General features: G+C 47.8%; 15 protein-coding genes and 1 pseudogene. 15 read left to right on the top strand and 1 reads right to left on the bottom strand.

The features are described from left to right. Positions 1–23 precede the first annotated feature (23 nt). The 3 genes from K7R11_RS08095 to K7R11_RS08085 are packed head-to-tail and all read left to right on the top strand — an operon-like array spanning position 24 to position 2740. A complete protein-coding gene (locus K7R11_RS08095; protein ID WP_224490031.1) occupies positions 24–1040 on the top strand; it encodes a DHH family phosphoesterase in 1017 nt (338 codons plus the stop codon). Then, on the top strand, positions 1037–1618 hold the full coding sequence (gldI, locus tag K7R11_RS08090) for a gliding motility-associated peptidyl-prolyl isomerase GldI (protein WP_224490030.1): 582 nt from the start codon (positions 1037–1039) through the stop codon (positions 1616–1618). Before K7R11_RS08095 ends, gldI begins: the two co-directional genes overlap by 4 nt. A 9-nt stretch (positions 1619–1627) precedes the next feature. Further along, positions 1628–2740 (top strand): peptidylprolyl isomerase, encoded by a 1113-nt coding sequence (locus K7R11_RS08085; protein WP_224490029.1) that lies wholly within the window; start codon positions 1628–1630, stop codon positions 2738–2740. A 131-nt stretch (positions 2741–2871) separates the two neighbouring features. Here the strand turns inward: K7R11_RS08085 and K7R11_RS08080 are convergent, their stop codons facing one another. Beyond that, positions 2872–4335, bottom strand: coding sequence for an aminoacyl-histidine dipeptidase (locus K7R11_RS08080; RefSeq protein WP_224490028.1), 1464 nt, complete (start codon positions 4333–4335; stop codon positions 2872–2874). A gap of 71 nt (positions 4336–4406) precedes the next feature. On the opposite strand from K7R11_RS08080, the gene K7R11_RS08075 reads away from it, so the two are divergent. The 12 genes and pseudogenes from K7R11_RS08075 to K7R11_RS08020 all read left to right on the top strand — a co-directional run bounded on the left by K7R11_RS08075 (position 4407) and on the right by K7R11_RS08020 (position 21605). After that, positions 4407–5474, top strand: coding sequence for a DUF3810 domain-containing protein (locus K7R11_RS08075; protein ID WP_224490027.1), 1068 nt, complete (start codon positions 4407–4409; stop codon positions 5472–5474). A gap of 89 nt (positions 5475–5563) precedes the next feature. Beyond that, a complete protein-coding gene (locus K7R11_RS08070) occupies positions 5564–8560 on the top strand; it encodes an amidohydrolase family protein (protein WP_224490026.1) in 2997 nt (998 codons plus the stop codon). A 6-nt stretch (positions 8561–8566) separates the two neighbouring features. Continuing rightward, positions 8567–9871: an amidohydrolase family protein gene (locus K7R11_RS08065; RefSeq protein WP_224490025.1), complete on the top strand. Its 1305-nt coding sequence runs from the start codon at positions 8567–8569 to the stop codon at positions 9869–9871. A gap of 98 nt (positions 9872–9969) precedes the next feature. Further along, on the top strand, positions 9970–10773 hold the full coding sequence (locus K7R11_RS08060; RefSeq protein WP_224490024.1) for a TrmH family RNA methyltransferase: 804 nt from the start codon (positions 9970–9972) through the stop codon (positions 10771–10773). Between the two features lie 9 nt (positions 10774–10782). Beyond that, positions 10783–12019, top strand: a pseudogene (locus K7R11_RS08055) (M48 family metallopeptidase). Positions 12020–12060: 41 nt separating this feature from the next. Next, positions 12061–14265 (top strand): RelA/SpoT family protein, encoded by a 2205-nt coding sequence (locus tag K7R11_RS08050; protein WP_224490023.1) that lies wholly within the window; start codon positions 12061–12063, stop codon positions 14263–14265. A gap of 38 nt (positions 14266–14303) precedes the next feature. After that, positions 14304–14750, top strand: a complete 447-nt coding sequence (locus tag K7R11_RS08045) for a Fur family transcriptional regulator (RefSeq protein WP_224490022.1) — start codon at positions 14304–14306, stop codon at positions 14748–14750. Between the two features lie 10 nt (positions 14751–14760). Continuing rightward, positions 14761–16032: an adenylosuccinate synthase gene (locus K7R11_RS08040; RefSeq protein ID WP_224490021.1), complete on the top strand. Its 1272-nt coding sequence runs from the start codon at positions 14761–14763 to the stop codon at positions 16030–16032. A gap of 138 nt (positions 16033–16170) precedes the next feature. Beyond that, positions 16171–17931 carry an OstA-like protein gene (locus K7R11_RS08035; protein WP_224490020.1) on the top strand — a complete coding sequence of 587 codons (1761 nt, stop codon included), beginning with the start codon at positions 16171–16173 and terminating at the stop codon, positions 17929–17931. 44 nt (positions 17932–17975) lie between these two features. Continuing rightward, positions 17976–19169: an aspartate aminotransferase family protein gene (locus K7R11_RS08030; protein WP_224490019.1), complete on the top strand. Its 1194-nt coding sequence runs from the start codon at positions 17976–17978 to the stop codon at positions 19167–19169. Between the two features lie 86 nt (positions 19170–19255). Then, positions 19256–20650 (top strand): tetratricopeptide repeat protein, encoded by a 1395-nt coding sequence (locus K7R11_RS08025; protein ID WP_224490018.1) that lies wholly within the window; start codon positions 19256–19258, stop codon positions 20648–20650. A gap of 40 nt (positions 20651–20690) precedes the next feature. Beyond that, positions 20691–21605 (top strand): polyprenyl-phosphate transporter, encoded by a 915-nt coding sequence (locus tag K7R11_RS08020; protein WP_224490017.1) that lies wholly within the window; start codon positions 20691–20693, stop codon positions 21603–21605. The last annotated feature ends 1 nt before the right edge of the window (position 21606 follow it).

The raw sequence follows: 21606 nt of genomic DNA, 5'->3' as shown, positions 1-21606 counted from the left end.
TTTATTGATGTATATTGCACGCAATGAAAAAGGACGATATAAAGGTAGTAAAGAAGCTGCTTAATACCCCAAAAAAAATACTTATCATTCCGCATAAAAATCCTGACGGCGATGCTATCGGAGCCAGTTTAGGCCTATACGACTACCTCCGCTCACAGGGGCATCATCCCGTGGTGATTGCTCCCAATGAATACCCTGAATTCTTGAAGTGGATGCCCGGAAATGAGCAGGTTTTGATCTATGAGTCCGGGAAGGATGCCTGCGAAAAAGTGATCGGCGAAGCCGAGCTGTGTTTTACCCTGGATTTTAACGCCCTGAACCGTATTGGCGACCTGGAAAGCGGATTGAAATCCTTTAGCGGAGACTACCTCATGATCGACCATCATCAGCAACCGGACACCTATGCCACCGTAACCTATTCTGATGTTTCCATGAGCAGCACCTGCGAAATGGTCTACCATTTTATTGATGCTCTTGGGCACAGTGACCTCATCAGTGAGGCCACAGCGAATTGCCTGTATACGGGAATCATGACCGATACCGGATCGTTTCGTTTTCCTGCTACCACCAGTACCACCCACAGGGTGATCGCCAGCCTCATTGATAAGGGAGCGAAAAATTCGGAAATACACAATAATATTTACGACTCCAATTCGCCGGAGCGTCTTCAACTTCTGGGCTGCGCCCTGAGCAACCTCACTGCCCTGGAAGAATACAACACAGCCTACATCACCCTTACAGCAAAGGAACTTGATCAGCATCAGTTTAAGAAAGGAGATACCGAAGGATTTGTAAATTACGGTTTGAGCCTGAAAGGGATCCGCTTTGCGGTTATATTTATAGAAAACATCCAGGAAGGTATCGTCAAGATCTCCCTGAGATCCAAGGGCGATTTTTCTGTAAATGAATTTTCCAGAAAACATTTCCAAGGAGGCGGTCATATCAATGCTGCCGGAGGAAAAAGCGACCTTCCCCTGGAAGAAACCGTAGCATTCTTTAAAAGTCTTTTACCTCAATACAAAGAAGCCCTAACCCAATGAAAAACTCTCTTTTCCTAGCCGCCTTTACCGCATTGGTTTTGATTTCCTGTAGTACACCGGAAGCCAGAAGGCCTGTGAGCGTTAAGACCGGCAGTTTTATGAAACAATCTATCGAGCGAAACAAGAAATTACTGGAAGCCGAAGAAGAACGGATTCTCGGGTTGATCGAAGAAGATTCCCTGCACGACTACACCCGGTCTGCCAACGGATACTGGTATTACCTGGAAACCACAGACAGCACAAAGACCTACCAGCCTGCAGAAGGCGATATCGTTCGTATCACCTACGAGCTTAGCGATCTGAACAACAACATTATCTACAGCGAAGAGGAAATAGGCCCTGTCGAGTTTAAGGTAGACAAGGAAGCCCTGTTTCCAGGTATCCGGACAGCAGTTAAATTGCTGCACGAAGGAGAATCTGCAACTTTTCTCTTCCCCTCTGCCCTGAGCTACGGATACCATGGTGACGACGACAAAATAGGGACCAACATTCCTTTAAAAGCATCGGTAACGCTGCTGGAGGTCATCGAAAGACAATCAGACAGTTTACCCGACAATCAAGAACCGCAAATCAAATAGCATAATCCAATGAAAAAAATCAGCTTACTATTTATTTTAGGCCTTATCGTTACGGCCTGTTCCAGCAGCAAAGTCTCTGACCTGGACGACGGTCTCTATGCAGACATACAAACCTCCAAGGGAGCTATGTTGGTGGAACTTTACTACCAGCAAACCCCGCTCACGGTAGCCAATTTCGTGAGCCTGGCAGAAGGTACCAACACCTATGTTAACGAAGAGTTCAAAGGAAAACCATTCTATGAAGGCACCATTTTTCACCGCGTGATCAAAGATTTTATGATCCAGGGCGGAGACCCCACCGGAACCGGTTCGGGCGGCCCGGGCTACAAATTCAATGACGAGATCGTAGACAGCCTCACCCATGACGGCAAAGGAGTACTGTCTATGGCAAATGCAGGCCCCGGAACCAACGGAAGCCAGTTTTTCATTACCCATGACACCACGGCCTGGCTCAACGGTAAGCACACCGTTTTTGGTAAGGTAGTCAAAGGACTTGAGGTTATCGATTCTATAGCCACTACTGAAGTTTCCACGGACCCTTCAAAAGCCAACAGGCCTGCAGAGGATATCGTAATCGAAAAAGTGGAGATCTACAGAAAAGGCAAAGAAGCCAAAAACTTTGATGCTCCCCAGGTGATGACCACCTACTTCAAACAAGCTGAAGAGCGGGCAGCCGCGGCCAGGAAGATGATCGAAGATGCGGCCGCAGAATTTGCCAGCCAAAAGCAGCAAGCCGATTCCACAGCTTCAGGCTTAAAATACATCTACCTTAAAGAAACCGACGGGGAAAAACCAGCCATGGGATCTACGGTAATGGTGAATTATGCCGGTTATTTTGAAGACGGAAACCTCTTTGATTCCAATATCCAGGAAGTTGCGGCAAAGTACGGTAAAATTGACGTTCAACGAAGAGATATGGGCGGGTATCGTCCCTTCCCCATGGAAATCGATCCGGAAGCACGTCTTATCCCCGGATTTAAAGAGGGCCTTACCCTGCTGAAGTACGGAGAAAAGATCCGAATTTTCATCCCTTCCCATCTCGGGTACGGGCAGGCAGGTTTTCCACCGGTCATCCCACCGAACACCAACCTGGTTTTTGATCTGGAGATCGTAGAGGAATAATACACTAAAAAAGCCTTCTGTTTTTCAGAAGGCTTTTTTTATCAGATGTATCGGCAGGTATAAAACAGACTATCCTGCACTTACCAATCAAAGCATTACTAAAAAAAGCGGCTGAAGCCGCTTTTTTTTCTTTAGTCCTTTTCGGGTATGTTGGCCAGGATCTCCCTGGTGAATTTCCAGAATTTTTCCACCGAGGTAATATTCGCGCGTTCATCCGGGGAATGGGCACCTTTAATGGTGGGACCGTAACTTATCATATCCATTTCAGGATAGTTCTGCCCGAGAATACCACATTCCAGGCCGGCATGACATGCCACCACTTCGGGAGCGTCTCCGAAAAGCTCCTCGTATTTATTACGCAGCAATTCCAGGGCCGGACTTCCGGGGTTCGGGGTCCATCCCGGGTAGCTCCCGCTTAGCTCCACCTCACATCCACTGAGTTCGAAGGCCGCCCTGATCCCATTGGCCAGATCGGTTTTTGAACTTTCCACAGAAGAGCGCGTCAGGCACAACACCTCGATCTTTCCATCCCCGACCTGCACCCGGGCAATATTGTTAGAGGTTTGCACCAGGCCTTCCATATCCGGACTCATACAGAACACTCCGTTATGAGCTGCGTATAAAGAGCGGGTAATGCCTTCCTGAACCCCTAATTCCATCACCTTATGAGGAACCGGAGTTACCTCTGCAGTGATCACCATTTTAGGTTCTGCCTTCCTGTATTCTTTTTTAATGGTAGCCGCCAACTGATTAAACTCAAAGGCAAAGGCATTGTCGTGGATCTCATCTACTACCACTATCGCCTGGCTCTCCCGGGGAATAGCATTACGGAGCCCTCCCCCTTCTATAGACGAAATTCGCAGTCCAAAGTCCTCAAACCCGTCCATCAGCAACCGGTTCATCACCTTGTTGGCATTGGCCAGACCGCGGTGGATATCCATTCCGCTGTGACCACCTTGTAAGCCTTTTACAGTGATCTTGTAAGCTCTTACCTTTTCCGGGGTTGGCTCTTCCCTGTAAGAGCGTGTTGCAGAAATATCAACACCTCCTGCACACCCTATATCGATCTCATCATCTTCTTCGGTATCGAGATTCAAAAGGATCTCTCCTTTAAGAACACCCCCTTCAAGGCCCTTTGCTCCGGTCATTCCGGTTTCCTCATCTATAGTAAACAGCGCTTCAATAGCCGGATGTGGCAGATCATCACTCTCAAGAACGGCCATGATGGCCGCCACTCCCAATCCGTTGTCAGCCCCCAGGGTGGTCCCTTTGGCTCTAACCCAACCGTCCTGTACAAACATCTCTATACCCTGGGTTTCAAAGTCAAAATGGGTATCGTTGTTTTTCTGGTGTACCATATCCAGGTGAGACTGCATAACCACCGGTTTTCGGTTTTCCATCCCGGGGGTGGCAGGTTTGCGAATGATCACGTTTCCAACAGCATCAGTAAAGGTTTCCAAACCGAGTTTCTTCCCGAAAGAAAGCATAAACTCAATTACCTTCTCCTCCTTTTTTGAAGGCCTGGGAACCGCGTTCAGATCAGCAAAATTTCTCCAGACCGCTTTGGGCTCGAGGGCTCGTATTTCTTTATTCATGAATCTTGATTTTTTGATCTTAAACAAAAGTAATACATGCAATTTAGAATCGCTTTATTATTTTTGACCGTATGTCCAAAACCCTCAAAACCCTGTTTGCCCTGTCCATCTTCCCCCAGATCTTTCTGATAAGATGGTGCTCCAAAAGGCCGGAACTCATCGAAAAATGGTATAGCCAGGGGTTTTACCTCTGGATCTCCAAAATGTTTCGGGGGGTATTTGGCTGGGTTCCCTTTTCTATAGGAGATCTGCTTTACACCGTACTGGGCATCCTCATCATCAAGTTCTTCATCACCAAAGGCCCCCTGTTCTTCAAAAGCACACGGGAATTTTTCAGTCAGTTATTCATGGGGATTTCCATGATCTACTTCGTGTTCCATCTCTTTTGGGGACTCAATTACTACCGGCTTCCCCTGCACAAAAAATTAAATCTCGATAACCAGTACACCTCCGAAGAGCTCTTTGATTTTACCGATCGCCTTATCCAGAAGGCCAATACAGCTCATTCAAAGGTGGCCTCCCACGACAGTATCATGGTAAAGATCCCGTACAGTAACCGTAAGATTTATGATATGAGCGCATCGGGATTCAAAAACCTGCAAAGGGAATTCCCTTACCTCTCTTATGCTCCCGAGAGCATAAAAACGAGTCTTTACAGCATCCCTCTGACCTATATGGGGTATAGCGGCTACCTGAACCCGTTCACCAATGAAGCCCAGGTCAACGGGATGCAGATCGATTTCAAATATCCCGTGGTAAGCTGTCATGAAGCCGCCCACCAGCTGGGGTATTCTGCAGAGAATGAAGCCAATTTCATAGGGTACCTCGCGGCAGTGAACAACGACGATCCTTATTTCCAATACTCAGGTTATATCTACGTCCTGCGGTATTGCCTGGGAGAGATCAAAAGCCGTGATCCCGATGCCTTTCAGCGCTATAATGAAAAGATTCATCCGGGTATTCTGAAAAACTTTATGGAAGTAAGCATGTTCTGGAGACGGTATCAAAATCCTGCCGAACCCGTATTTAAAAGTACTTTCAATTCTTACCTGAAAGCCAATAATCAAAAAGAGGGCATCAAGAGTTACAGCTATGTAGTGGCCCTGCTGGTGAATTACTATAAGAACACCCCGTTGTAAAAGTTAAAAAAAACTAAAACGCCTATAATTTCTTACAGCTTCCTTTATTTTTAGGTGCTTTTAAAAACCACTAACTAATTATCTTAACTATGAAGTTAAAATTTTTCCTGCTGGCATGGCTATGCTTCGGGTTGTCACTTCATTCCCAGGAATACTTTCCGAAGAACGACGGGGTGAGCAACCAGAAGAACAACCATACCGCATTTACCGGAGCAACCATTCATGTTTCCCCCAATGAAATTATTGAGAACGGGACCCTGCTGATCAGAAACGGAAAGGTGATCGCCGTGGGAACGGGGGTCAACATTCCTGAAAACACCATCAGCATTGCGTTGGATGGAAAACACATTTACCCTTCCTTTATCGATCTGTACAGCGATTTCGGGATTGAAAAACCCAAAAGAGCGCAACGCGGCAATAATCCACAGTACGATGCCAGTCGTGAAGGGTATTACTGGAACGATCATATTTTACCCGACCAAAAGGCTGTAGAGAGCTTTGCCTACGATAAAAAGCAGGCAGAAGACTACCTAAAGGCCGGATTCGGGGTACTCAATACCCACAAATCTGACGGGATCATGCGGGGTACCAGCATGCTGGTTGCCCTTAACAACCAGGGTGACAACAACGACCGCATCCTTCATCAGAATGTCGCCCAGCACATGTCGCTTTCGCGAAGTGTGGCTTCCAGTCAAAGTTACCCCTCATCCCTTATGGGAACCATGGCCCTGATCAGACAGGTGTACCACGATGCCCAATGGTATGAAAAGGGAGGTGCAGACCAGACCGACCTGGCCCTGGAGGCTTTCAATGCCAACAGGTCGCTGCCGGTGATCTTCGAGGCCGATGACAAACTCAACGCCCTGAGAGCCGATAAGATCGCAGATGAATTCGGAGTTAACTTCATCCTTAAAGGGGGTGGAAACGAATTTGAGCGTGCCGATGCCATAGCAGCCACCAAGGCAGCGTATATCATACCTCTTGATTTTCCAGAAGCCTTTGATGTGGCGGATCCGTACCAGACCAACCGGATAAGCCTTGCCGATATGAAAATGTGGAATCAGGCCCCTCAAAACCCTGCCGTCCTTGCCTCAAAGGGCGTGGAATTCAGCCTTACCGCAGCCGACCTCCAGAAAAAGAGCAACTTCCTGCCTAACCTGAGAAAGGCCGTAGACTACGGACTCGCCAAGGAGCAAGCCCTTGCTGCCCTTACTTCCGTGCCGGCCAACCTTATCGGAATGGACCATATGCTGGGAATGCTTAAAGCAGGTTACCAGGCTAACTTCCTGATCACCTCAGGAGATATTTTCGATAAGAATTCTACCATCTATGAGAACTGGGTTCAGGGATCGAAGTACACCATCACAAATATGGATGCCAAAGATATCCGCGGAGACTACAAGCTAAGTGTTGCAGGTAACACCTATGACCTTAAGATCAGCGGAACTCCTGAAAAACTTAAATCGGAGATTACCAAAGACAGTGTAAAAATAGCCTCAAAACTCAATTACGAGAATGGTTGGGTAAACCTGTTCTTCACTCCTGTGGGTGAGGGTGCAACCCAATTCGTTAGATTGAATGCCAAAACAGGGGCAGACACCAATCTCTCCGGTACCGGAGTACTTACAGACGGAAATGCTGTGAACTGGACTGCCACCCTGGAGAAACCGTTTGAATCTGAAGCAAAAAAAGAAGAAAACGAGGAGGCGCCCAAAGTGCTCCCACTCTCCTTTCCGAATATGGCTTACGGTTTTAGTGAAAAACCACAGCAGCAGGACGTGCTTTTCAGAAATGCCACCGTCTGGACCAGCGAGGATGCAGGAATCCTTGAAAATACAGATGTTTTGGTAAAGAACGGAAAGATCGCTGCTATCGGGCAAAACCTCAACGCAGGAAATGCCACTGTAATCGACGCCACAGGCAAGCACCTCACAGCCGGGATCATCGACGAACATTCGCATATTGCAGCTGCCTCCATAAACGAAGGCGGACATAACAGTTCAGCAGAAGTAACGATCGAAGATGTTGTAGATCCTGAAGACATCGATATTTACCGCAACCTCTCCGGTGGGGTTACCACCATACAGATCCTGCACGGATCGGCAAACCCGATCGGGGGACGTTCGGCCCTGATCAAACTCAAATGGGGAGAAGATGCAGAATCGATGATCCTGGACAACAGTCCGAAATTCATCAAATTCGCCCTGGGAGAAAATGTAAAACAATCGAATTGGGGCAGCACCGTACGCTTCCCGCAATCGCGAATGGGGGTAGAACAGGTCTTTACCGATTATTTCCAGCGCGCAAAGGAATACGACCAGAAATGGAAAGCCTACAATGCCCTTTCCAAAAGACAAAAAGAACGCACCACGGCGCCCCGGTACGATGAGGAAATGGAAACCCTCGCCGAGATCCTCAACGGGGAACGCTTTATCTCCTGTCACTCTTATGTGCAAAGCGAGATCAACATGCTTATGAAGGTCGCCGAGCGCTTTGGTTTCCGCGTAAATACCTTTACCCATATTCTGGAAGGCTATAAGGTAGCTGATAAAATGGCCGAACACGGCGTTGGAGGGTCTACCTTCTCCGACTGGTGGGCTTACAAGTACGAGGTGAACGATGCGATCCCTTACAATGCAGCCATCATGCATAACCAGGGAGTTACCGTAGCGATCAACTCTGACGATGCTGAGATGTCAAGACGACTCAACCAGGAAGCCGCCAAAACCGTAAAATACGGTGGAATGAGCGAGGAAGAAGCCTGGAAATTCGTGACCATCAACCCTGCAAAACTTCTGCATCTGGATGATCGCACCGGAAGTATCAGGAAAGGTAAGGATGCTGACCTTGTGCTGTGGAGTGATCACCCTATGTCTATCTATGCCATTGCAGAGAAGACCATGATCGAAGGGGTGGTTTACTACGATTACGAACAAATGCAGGCCACGCATAAAAAGAACCAGGAAGAACGCAACGCGCTGATCAATATGATGCTGGATGCCAAAAACAAAGGTATGAAGACCAGAGCACCAGAGATGAAAGAGAAGATGCACCTTCACTGCGATTCAGAAATCTACCAAAAATAAGATATCATGCTAAGAATAAAACATATCATCGCTGCCCTCCTGTTTGCCGGAACATGGATGGCTCAGGCGCAACAAACTCCGGCCCCTGCCCAGGAAGGATCGGTACTGATTACCGGGGCAACCGCCCATGTGGGTAACGGACAGGTGATCGAGAACAGTGCCGTGGGATTTGAAAATGGAAAGATCACCTATATCGGGCCAGCCTCCGGAGCTGAAGCGGCCGCTTTTGACGAGGTGATCAACGCCGGGGGTAAACACGTTTACCCGGGATTCATCGCTCTGAATTCTACCCTTGGACTGGTGGAGATCGATGCGGTACGCGCCTCCAACGACATCGAGGAGATCGGAAATATCATTCCCCATATCCGGGCCCTGATCGCTTATAATGCAGAATCGAAGGTGGTTGAGAGTATGCGTCCCAACGGGGTCCTTACCGCACAGATCACCCCCAGGGAAGGAAGAATTTCAGGAACCTCCTCTGTGGTACAGCTGGATGCCTGGAACTGGGAGGATGCAGCCATCAAAACCGATGATGCCATCCATATGAACTGGCCGGAAAGTTTCGTCAGAAAACGCTGGTGGATGGGGGAAGGACGCGGTTTTAAACCCAACGACCAATACACTGAGCAACTGGATGAGGTGGCTTCATTTTTCCGGGAAGCCAAAGCTTACGCCAAAGGACAACAGGAACCAAGAAACCTGGCCCTTGAAGCCATTCAGGGCATCTTTGACGGCAGTAAAAAGCTTTTCGTCAATGTAAACGGTCAGAAAGAGATCGCCGATATGGTCAGTTTTATGGAAGAGCACGGGGTTGAGTCGCCTGTGATCGTAGGAGGTCACCAGGCTGACGCCATGGCAGAGCTGCTGGCAGAAAAGAACATTCCTGTGATCGTTTCCCGACCTCACAGACTTCCTTCCACCGATGACACCCAGATCAAAAAACCTTTTATGCTGGCTTCAGCATTGATCAGTAAAGGGGTACTTACCGGTATCGACGTAAGTGGACAAATGGAACGTATGAACACCCGGAACCTGCCTTTTTACGCAGGATCGGTTGCCGCCTACGGCGTGGATAAGGAAAAGGCCGTTCAAATGATCACGGGAGACGCTGCCAAAATCCTGGGAATTGAGGACTTTACCGGCACCCTGGAAACCGGAAAAGATGCCACCCTGTTCATTGCCGAAGGCGATGCACTGGATATGCGTACCAACCAACTCAGCAAGGCTTACATACAGGGAAGGGATATTAGTCTTGAAACCCACCAGACCGAACTTTGGAAGCGTTATTCCGGAAAATATGCCGAGGAGTAACCCGCTTAACACATAGATTTTTTAAGAAAGCATTCCTTTTTCAGGAATGCTTTCTTTTTAACGGGCCTATTTGGTATTTTTGAATAAAACTCAAGGTCTTGAAATATATCTCCAGCCCGCAGAACAAACTTATAAAAGAGCTCCTGCTCATCCGGGAGAAATCACGGCACCGAAAAAAGACCGGTTTGTTTGTCAGTGAAGGACAACGCGAACTGGAACTGCTGATTAAGGGTGGCTACCAGATAAGAACCCTTTTTACCGCAACCGGCATCGCCGATACCGCCGCCCTGCAAAAACTGCTGGAAACCTGCGACACGGCTCCCGAAATCATTGAAGTGAGTGAGGAGGTCTACCGGAAAATAGCCTACCGCGATAGCACCGAAGGCGTTATCGCCCTGGTTGAAAGCAAGCAACATTCCCTGGATTCCCTCAGGTTCACCAGTAAACATCCGTTGTTACTTATAGCCGAGGCTCCTGAAAAACCAGGGAATATCGGAGCTTTATTGCGTACGGCTGATGCGGCCAACCTCGATGCAGTTATTATCGCCAATCCCAGAACCGACCTTTACAATCCGAACATCATCCGTTCCGGAGTAGGTTGCCTGTTTACCACGCAGGTGGCCACAGCGACCACCCCGGAGATCATTTCCTGGCTCAGGGAAAACAACATCGCCATGTATTGTGCCGCACTCACCGCCTCGGAGGCCTATCACAAGGTAGATTACACAGGGCCATCGGCAATTGTGGTGGGCACCGAAGCCACCGGACTTACCGAGCAGTGGCTGGAAGCCTCCAGCCGGAATGTTATAATCCCCATGCAGGGGGAGATCGACTCGATGAACGTTTCCGTATCAGCAGCCATCATTATTTTCGAGGCCAAACGCCAACGAAATTTTCAATAAATACATCCTATGGATCCCCAAACCGTATTCCACATCATCATTGTCATTTTGCTGGCCGACTTTTTTACCGACCAGTTTCTGGATTATCTCAATTATACCCGCTATGACGATCCCATTCCTGAGGAACTCGGTGATGTCTATCCCAGGGATGAATACCTTAGATCGCAGCAATACAAAAAAAAAATCCAATTACCGCTTCTCGGTATTGCAGGCCATCGTATCGATCACTGCCACCCTGCTCTTCTTCTTTTTAGGAGGATTCGAATGGGCAGACCAATGGGCACTGGGCATTTCCGATCATCCGGTATGGAGGGCCCTTTTATTCTTCGCGCTACTGGGAGGCCTGAGCAGTATCATGAACCTGCCCTTTTCCTGGTACCATACCTTTGTTATCGAGGAAAGATTCGGGTTTAACAAGACCACCCGGACCACCTTCATCACCGATAAGATCAAAGGAGCTGTACTGGGCGCCGTGCTGGGTGGTGGAGTACTCGCCCTGTTCATCCTTTTCTACCAGAAAGCCGGAACTTCATTCTGGATCTATGCCTGGATCCTGGTAACCCTCCTTTCCATTTTTACCAATATGTTCTACAGCAGGCTTATCGTCCCCCTGTTTAACAAACAAACCCCACTGGAGCAGGGCAGCCTGAGAGACAAAATTGAAGCATACGCCTCCGGGGAAGGCTTTTCCCTGAATAAGATCTTTATGATAGACGGTTCGAAAAGATCTACCAAGGCCAATGCTTATTTTTCGGGTTTTGGCAAGGAAAAACGCGTAACCCTCTACGACACCCTGATCAACGATCTTGAAGAAGAAGAGATCGTTGCGGTGCTCGCTCATGAGGTGGGGCACTACAAAAAGAATCATATCCTGTTCAATCTCCTGGCCTCCGTTCTTATCACCGGAGCTACCCTTTACCTGCTCTCGTTATTTCTCAGCATCCCGGCGTTATCCATGGGCATAGGGGTAAGTGAGCCCAGTTTTCACGCCGGTTTACTGGCCTTCGGATTACTGTACAGCCCAATTTCAGAGATCACCGGAATGGGAATGAACTGGTTTTCCAGAAAATTCGAATACCAGGCAGATGCCTTTGCTAAATCCACCTTTAAGGCAGCCCCTCTGGTAAGTGCCCTGAAAAAATTATCCAAAAACAGCCTGAGCAACCTTACCCCACACCCGGCCTATGTTTTTGTGCATTATTCCCATCCCAGAATTTACGACAGGATCAAAGCACTTCAGGCATAGAATTTGTTGATTGTTCGGGTAGATTATCTTATTTTTAAAGTATGGCGGTAATAGACGTAGAAAAAGAGAATAAACTGATTGCACAGCAGTATAAGGAACTGCTCCGCATTAGTTACCAGGCCCTTTCCGAGGAGGATAAAAAACTCATCCGAAAGGCCTTTGATGTAGCGGTTGACGCCCATAAGGAACAGCGAAGAAAAAGCGGAGAGGCTTATATCTTTCATCCTATTGCGGTGGCGAAGATCGTGGCCCAGCAGATCGGTCTGGACGCCACGGCTATTGCCGCAGCCCTGCTGCACGATGTTGTGGAAGACACCACCTATACCCTCGAAGACATCGAGCGCCTGTTCGGGGAGACCGTCGCCCGCATTGTAGACGGATTAACCAAGATCTCGCAGCTGAGCTCAGAACAGGATATCTCTCTACAGGCAGAAAACTTCAGAAAAATGCTGCTTACCCTGAATGACGATGTCAGGGTGATCCTGATCAAAATCGCCGATCGTCTGCACAATATGCAAACCATGGATTCCATGGTCGATCACAAACAGGTGAAGATCGCTTCTGAAACCCTTTATATCTACGCCCCTCTGGCACACCGGATCGGGCTCTATAATATTAAAACGGAACTGGAGGACCTCGGACTGAAATACACAGAACCGGATGTGTACCACGACATTAAAGAAAAGATCCGCGAAAGCGAAGAAGACCAAAAAGCATATATTGAAGCCTTCTCCAATGTGATCGAGGAAAGCCTGGACAAGGAAGGCCTCCATTACTCCATTAAAGGTCGTCCTAAAAGTATTTTTTCCATCCGTCGGAAAATGAAAGCCCAGAACGTGAGCTTTGACGAGGTCTACGATAAATTTGCCATTCGTATCGTCTACAAGAGCGATGCGGCTAATGAAAAATTCCTCGCCTGGAAGATCTATTCGATCGTTACCGACCACTTCCGTCCCAATCCGGTACGGCTGCGGGATTGGATTTCCTCCCCAAAGACCACCGGTTATGAGGCGCTTCACATTACGGTGATGGGCCCTAAGGGAAGGTGGGTCGAAGTTCAGATCCGCTCGGAACGAATGCACGAGATCGCCGAGAAAGGGTATGCGGCTCACTTTAAATACAAGCACGGCAACCAGCAGGAAAAAGGTATTGATGTATGGCTGAACCGATTGCAGGAAGCCCTCGAGAATGCCGACGGCAATGCCGTGGATTTTGTGGAAGAATTCAAGCTTAACCTTTACTCCCAGGAGATCTTTGTCTTTACTCCCAAAGGAGAACTGAAATCGTTGCCAAAAGGGGCTACCCCCCTTGATTTCGCTTTCAGTATCCACACCGAAATAGGTCTTAAGACCCGGGGAGCAAAAGTTAACGGAAAGCTCGTACCCCTGAACCGGGAATTAAAAAGCGGTGACCAGGTGGAGGTGATCACCTCAGAAAGTACCAAACCCAATGCCAACTGGCTGGATTACGCCACCACCGGAAGGGCACGTGCCAAGATCAAATCGTCTTTAAAAGAAGAGCGAAAGAAGATCGGGGAAGAAGGAAAAGAGATCCTCAGGAGAAAGCTGCGGCAGCTTAAGATCACCCTGAATGAAAAGGTAGTGAACGACCTGGTGGTTTTCTTCAAGCTAAAAACCAGCCTGGACCTCTTCTACAGGGTAGGAATAGGTACCATAGACAACCAGAAGCTAAAGAACTTCGCGGCAGCCCGCGGCAATACCCTGCTTAATTTCTTTAAGACCAAGATCAGAAAACCCGGCAAGGCTGAAGATCTTAATAAGGAAGAGATCACTAACAAGTACGACCTGCTGGTATTCGGAAAGGAAGAGGAAAAGCTGGACTATAAGTTTTCCCCCTGCTGCAGCCCGATACCCGGGGATGACGTTTTTGGCTTTATAACAGTGAATGAGGGGATCAAGGTCCACAAAAAAGATTGCCCCAATGCCATTTCCCTGCAATCCAATTATGCCTACCGGATCATACCTGCCAAATGGATCGATTCTTCCCAGCAGGAATTCACTGCACTGATCCGGCTTGAGGGTATTGACAACCTCGGACTGGTGAGTGATGTTACCAAGGTGATCTCCACCAATATGCATGTAAATATGAAGAATATCAGCTTCGATACCGAGGGTGGGGTATTCTCCGGAAAGATCACGGTGGAGGTCAAAAACAACACCATTTTGAAGAAACTCCTGGAAAATCTCCTGAAGATAGACGGAATGAATAAAGTCACCCGAATTTAATTTTTAATACTACATTTGTACCCTAAATCGTTATCCGAATGACGGACAAGAGTAACCAGGAGATCGTAAAGAACGTTTTCACGAAGTTTTTAGAAGAACACGGGCACCGGAAAACCCCGGAACGCTATGCTATCCTCCAGGAAATTTACGACAACGATGACCATTTTGATATAGAGTCCCTCTACATCAAAATGAAGAACAAGAATTACAGGGTTAGCCGTGCCACCCTTTACAATACCATAGAATTGCTTCTCGAATGCAGCCTTGTCCGTAAACACCAGTTCGGACAAAATCAGGCGCATTACGAAAAATCCTATTTCGACAAGCAACACGACCATGTGATCCTCACCGACACCGGAGAGGTCATGGAGTTCTGTGACCCGAGGATTGAAAGTATTAAAAAGACCATCGAAGAAGTCTTTGATATTAAGATCCAGAACCACTCCCTTTATTTTTACGGCACCAAAAACAAGGAAAATAATTAATTACAATACAATGGCAGTAGATTTACTACTAGGACTCCAATGGGGAGACGAAGGAAAAGGAAAGATCGTTGATGTTCTTACCCGCGATTACGATATTATCGCACGTTTCCAGGGCGGTCCCAATGCAGGTCATACCCTGGAGTTCGACGGGATCAAGCACGTTTTACACACCATCCCATCCGGTATTTTTCATGAAAATGCAATCAATATAGTAGGTAACGGTGTGGTTATAGACCCGGTTATCTTTAAAAAGGAACTGGACAACCTCGACCAATTCAACCTCGATATCAAATCGCGTCTTCTGATTTCCCGAAAGGCGCACCTGATCCTGCCCACCCATCGCCTGCTGGACGCTGCCTCAGAAGCAGCCAAAGGCAAGGCTAAGATCGGATCTACCCTGAAAGGGATCGGGCCGACTTATATGGATAAGACCGGCAGAAACGGGATCCGGGTGGGAGACCTGGAGATGGAAGACTGGAAAGAAAAATACAGGTCACTTGCCGATAAGCACGAAGCCATTATAAAATTCTACAATGTAGATGTAGAATACAACCTTAAGGAACTGGAAGTCGAATTCTTTGCGGCTATCGAAAAATTGAAGGAACTCACCTTTATCGACAGTGAAGAGTACATGCACCAGGCCATCAAGGCCAACCGCTCCATCCTGGCGGAAGGTGCCCAGGGATCTTTACTGGATATCGATTTCGGAACCTATCCCTTTGTAACCTCATCCAATACCACAGCAGCAGGCGCCTGCACCGGGCTGGGAGTTGCTCCCGGAAAGATCGGAGAGGTTCTCGGGATCTTTAAGGCCTATACCACCAGAGTAGGTAGTGGCCCCTTCCCTACCGAACTCTTTGACGAAACAGGAGAAACCATGGGGCGCGTAGGTAATGAATTCGGAGCCACCACCGGCCGAAAACGCCGATGCGGCTGGCTGGACCTGGTAGCCCTTAAGTACGCCGTTCAGGTGAACGGGGTAACCCAGCTAATGATGATGAAGGCCGACGTATTGAGCGGATTCGACCATCTTAAGGTATGTACCGCTTATAAGTACAGAGGGGAAGAGATCAGCCACCTGCCCTACAATATAGAGCCCGAAAATATAGAGCCGATTTATACCGAGCTGAAAGGATGGCAACAAGATCTGACATCCATCAAGTCTGAAAAGGAATTCCCGGAAGAGTTAAGTGCCTATATCAGCTTTCTCGAACAAGAACTGGAAGTACCTGTTAAGATCGTTTCCGTGGGGCCTGACCGAACTCAGACCATTCACAGGTAAGCGTATCGCTATAACGCTAAAGGTTAAAAAAGAACGCATTGCCTCCGGGGAATGCGTTTTTTATTGACCGTTAAAAATTCCCCACCTGTACTCCCTTGGCTAAAAAGCCTTATTTTTGAACACCAAATGTGAACAACCTTGAAACGAGCAATTCAAATAGCAGCGCTGCTACTCTTCATGGCCTCTTCTGCCCTGCACGCACAGGAAAAGAAGAGAATCATTATCAATCACCCCGGAGATTTCACCAAGGATGAAGTGAAATATCCCGGAGCCGATATTATGAGTAAGGACGACCAGCAGGTTCAATTTGAGCATGACGGTATCGACCTGTGGTGTGATGTGGCGGTTTTCTATCGCCAGGAGAACAGGATCCAGGCCTTTGGCAACGTCTTTTTTCAACAAGGCGATTCGATCAGGATGAGCAGTGAAGAGGCCGAATATGATGCCAACACCAAACTGGCTGTAGCCAGGGGAGGTGTTAACCTGCGCAACAACAGCATGAACCTCACCACCGAAGAAGTTAAGTTTGACCGGAATACCCAGCAAGCGTATTACGAAACTCCCGGTACGGTAAGAGACAGCGCTAATACCCTGACCTCGAATCGCGGAAAATATTACCTGGAATTCAGTAAATATGAATTTAGCAGCGATGTACAAATAACCAATCCGGATTACGAAATTGAAAGTGCACGGCTCGACTACTACACCAAATCCAGGAATGCCTATATGTACGGGCCTTCCACCATTACCGGAAGAGATTACCGTATCTATTGTGAACGAGGGTATTACAACACCCCGGGAGAAACCGGGTATGGCGTAAAAAACACAAGGATAGACTATAACGACCGTATCATTTATGGCGACAGCCTGTACTTTGACAAGGCCAGGGAATTTGCTTCGGCCACGAACAACATCAGGGTTATCGATAGCGTAAATAACGGGGTCATTAAAGGGCATTATGCCGAGGTCTACAAAGCCGAAGATTCTGTTTTCGTAACCAAAAAGGCCCTGGCCATTTCCGTTTTCGAAAAGGATTCCCTTTACATTCACGGAGACACCCTGATGGTAACAGGTCCTGAAGACGGTCGCATTATCCGGGCCTTTCGGGATGCCCGTTTCTACAAGAGCGATATGAGCGGGAAAAGCGATTCTATACACTCTGATCAAAAGACCGGGCTTACCCGGTTTATCACCTTTATCCCCCCGGATGTGCCGGAAAATCAGAAAGGTAAATACAGACCGGTGATCTGGAGCGCAGACTCACAAATGACCGGAGACAGTATCGTACTGGTCTCTGACGTAAAGACCGAGACCCTGGATTCGCTTAAGGTAATGGGCAATGCCTTTATCATTCAAAGAGATTCAACAAGTCATCAGACATATGAAGAGGAAGATCGAAAGGGCTTTAACCAACTTAAGGCCAAAGACCTATTCGGACACTTTGAGAACAATTCGCTTCACCATATCGAAATGATCAAGAACGCTGAGCTCCTCTTCTACCTCTGGGATGACAAGGGGGAGTTCATAGGGATCGACAAACAGCTCTGCGGAGCCATACATTTTAACATCACAGATAACCAGATAGACCGGGTAACCTCTTCTATTAATGTAGAGGGAAAGATTTATACCGAAAACGCCCTGCCCGTGCAGGAGAGGAAGTTCCCCGGCTTTTACTGGAGGGGTAAGGAAATGATCAACGGAGTTGAGGACCTTTTCAGTGAAGCAGACAACAACATTGTCCTGCCGGTTATTCGCGGGGTTACCGAACCCATTGACCCGGACAATCCGGACCTCTCTCCTGAGGACGTCGATGATGACCAGGAGGAGGAAGAAACCGGCAAAGCACCAAAAGCTGCGGCTACTAAGGAAGGACGTCTTCTCCCGCAGCCGGGAACATAAAGCCCGTACCCGAATTATTCGAATCTTTAGTTTTTCAGAACAGATTGAAAGCACATTTTTACAAATACCAGACACAAACCTCTCCTCACCCACTGGCTATCGAGATCTCCAGAGCAGAAGGCTCCTATATCTACGATACCGAAGGTAAGGCCTACCTCGACTTCGTTGCCGGGGTATCTGCCAATACCCTGGGACATGGCCACCCGCGTGTGGTCAAAGCGGTCCAGGAGCAGGCTGCACAATACATGCATGTCATGGTTTATGGAGAGTTCATACTGAAACCCGCCGTAGAATTCACCAGGCTGCTTGCCTCTCACCTGCCACCTCCCCTGGAAACCACCTATTTGGTGAATTCCGGGACCGAAGCCATAGAAGGAGCGATGAAACTCGCCAAACGCGTTACAGGCCGATGGAAATTTGTCGCCGCAAAAAAAGCGTATCACGGCAATACACAGGGCACCATGAGTGTAATGGGCCATGAAGAACGCAAACGGGCCTTCAGGCCCCTGTTACCCGGGATTAGTTTTATAGAATTCAATAAGGAAGCCGATCTGCAGAAGATCACCAGTGATACTGCCGGAGTTATCCTGGAAACCATACAGGGCGGAGCCGGTTTTATAGCCCCGGAAGCCCAATACCTGGAAAAGGTAAAAAAACGCTGTGAGGAAACCGGAGCCTTACTGATCCTGGATGAAATTCAACCGGGTTTCGGGCGTACGGGAAAACTATTTGGGTTCATGCATTACGACATTGTTCCCGATATCCTGGTCATGGGCAAGGGAATGGCCTCAGGAATGCCCGTCGGGGCCTTTACTGCCTCATCCGAGATGATGTCGACCCTTATGGACGCACCCAAATTAGGCCACATCACGACCTTTGGCGGGAACCCCGTAATAGCTGCTGCTGCCCTGGCCACCCTAAAGGAATTGCACAAAAGCGATCTCATCCAGGCTACCCTGGAAAAGGAAGCCCTGATTCGTTCGCTTCTGGTTCACCCCCTGATCCGGGAGATCCGGGGAAAGGGATTGATGCTGGCGCTTATCATGAACGATGCAGATTCCGCCAACGCTTTAGTACTTGAAGCCCTGAAAGAAAACCTGATCCTATTCTGGTTACTCTATGAGCCCAAAGCCGTCAGGATAACCCCGCCCCTGACCATTTCAGAAGAAGAAATACGAAAAGGTTGTCGCCTCATTCTGAAAGTATTAGACCGGTTAAGCGACCAACATGTTAATTAAATTGTTGATAAGAATCAAAGCCTGATCTCAAATCTTGAAGCTCAACGCCTAAATTTATTATCATAGAATCCTAAAAAGCACCGCCTATGCCTTTCAGTGCTCACGATGATCGAAACCTGCCTTTAGAGAAGTTTGAATCTATGCTTAAGACGAACGATGTGTATTTCTTTGATTCAGAAGACTTTCAGGAAATCATACATCACTACCTGGATTCCGGCAAGATAGCCCTGGCTAAAAAAGCCATTAAAATAGGGCTCGGACAGCATCCGGCCTCTACAGAACTCAAACTGCTCAACGTCGAGGTCCTGGTCTTCGAGAATCGGTTTGACGCTGCTGAAACCCTGCTCAATGAGGTGGAAATGATCGAGGTTTCCAACGAAGAGATCTTTATCCAGAAGGCAAATATCTATTCCAAGAAAGACAATCACGAAAAGGCCATCGAATGCCTTCAAATTGCCCTGAGCATGTCCGAAGAAAAAGCAGACATCAATTCACTGCTGGGGATGGAATTCCTCTTTATGGATGATTACGAATCGGCCAGGGATGCATTTTTAAGATGCCTTGAAGAAGACATGGAAGATTATGCCGCCCTTTACAACGTTATCTATTGCTATGAGTTTCTCGAAGATTTCGACGGCGCCATCTCCTTCCTGAACGACTACCTGAACAGTAATCCCTACTGCGAAGTAGCATGGCACCAGCTTGGGAAACAGTTTCTCTCCAAAAAAATGCTAAAAGAGGCACTGACCTCCTTCGATTTTGCCATTTACTCCGACGACACCTTTATCGGAGCCTACCTGGAAAAGGGAAAGGTGCTGGAGAAAATGAAACGCTATAACGAGGCTATTGAAAACTACGAGATCACCCTCAAACTGGATGACCCTACCTCCTATGCCTTTTTACGCCTGGGTAAATGCCATGATAAACTTGGCAACGACGACCTGGCTAAAAAATACTTTTACAAAACCGTTCACGAAGATCCGTTACTGGACAAGGGATGGATCGCCATCACCGATTTCTATTTCAAGCATCAGAACTACCAGAAAGCGCTGTATTACATCAACAAGGCCATCAATATTGACAGCGAGAATGTGCATTACTGGAAACGATGTGCGAAAATCAATGAACTGCTGAATTTCTATGAAGAAGCAGACCTGGCTTACCAGAAAACCATCGAACTGGGTAATTATGAATTACGCACCTGGTTATCCTGGGCCGATGTTCTGCTGCAACTGGGGGAATACGAAAGTGCCATCCATAGCCTACACCAGGCTATGCAGTTTTATCCGGAGCATTCGGACCTGGAGTATCGCCTGGCGGGCATGTATTATATGATCTCCGACAACCTGAAGGGCGACTACCACCTTCGAAATGCTCTTAGCCATAATTACGAGGATCACGAAACCATAGAGGTGCTTTTTCCAACCGTGTACAAACGCGCTACGGTTAAGAAATTAATCTCCAGCTTCCGCGAGGTCTAGGCTAAAAAAATGTATATTTTTGTTCGCTCAAGAACAAAATATGCAACGCAGCCTAATTGACTATGTTATTATTACCCTGAAAGGTTTGGCCATGGGGGCCGCCGATGTGGTACCAGGGGTTTCAGGAGGTACTATAGCCTTTATCTCCGGCATCTATGAAGAACTTATCGATTCTATAAACAGGATCAACCCCCAGGCCATCAGGATCTGGAAGGAAGACGGTATAGGAGCTGCCTGGCGTTATGTGAACGGGAACTTCCTTTTGGCCCTTCTTACCGGAATCGCCATCAGCGTACTTTCTCTTGCCAGGCTGTTAAAATGGCTGCTCGAAAATGAACCGGTTTTATTGTGGAGTTTCTTCTTCGGACTGGTGTTTGCAAGTATCATTCTGGTGGCGAGACAAATTCAGCACTGGCGTTTGGTTACCGTTGCAGGATTTATCGCCGGTGCCCTTGTAGCCTGGTATATCACTACCCTCCCCCCTATGCAGGATACCCAGAACAACCTGTTCCTCTTTTTTGCTGGTGCCCTTGCTATTTGTGCCATGATCCTTCCGGGAATCTCGGGAGCTTTTATCCTGGTATTACTCGGAGCATATGAAACTGTCCTGGAGGCAGTGAACGAAAAAGACCTGAAAACCATAGCCATTATCGGATTGGGCGCTATTTTTGGTCTGCTTAGCTTTTCCCGTCTGCTTAAATACCTCTTCAGCAGGTATAAAAATACCACCCTGGCCGTACTAACCGGGTTTATATTCGGATCCCTCAATAAGATCTGGCCCTGGAAGGAGGTGGTAAGCAGCCGAACCATAGGAGAAAAGACCATTACCGTAGAACAGAGCATCTCCCCTTTTCATTTTGAAGGAAACCCGCAACTGCTGGCCGCCTGCGTTTTAGCATTGAGTGGATTTTTATTTATTTATTTCCTGGAACGATTAGCCATTAAAAGAAGCTGAG

Source organism: Robertkochia flava (assembly GCF_020166515.1).
Classification (GTDB): domain Bacteria; phylum Bacteroidota; class Bacteroidia; order Flavobacteriales; family Flavobacteriaceae; genus Robertkochia; species Robertkochia flava.
This window is presented reverse-complemented; position numbering and strand designations above follow the sequence as displayed.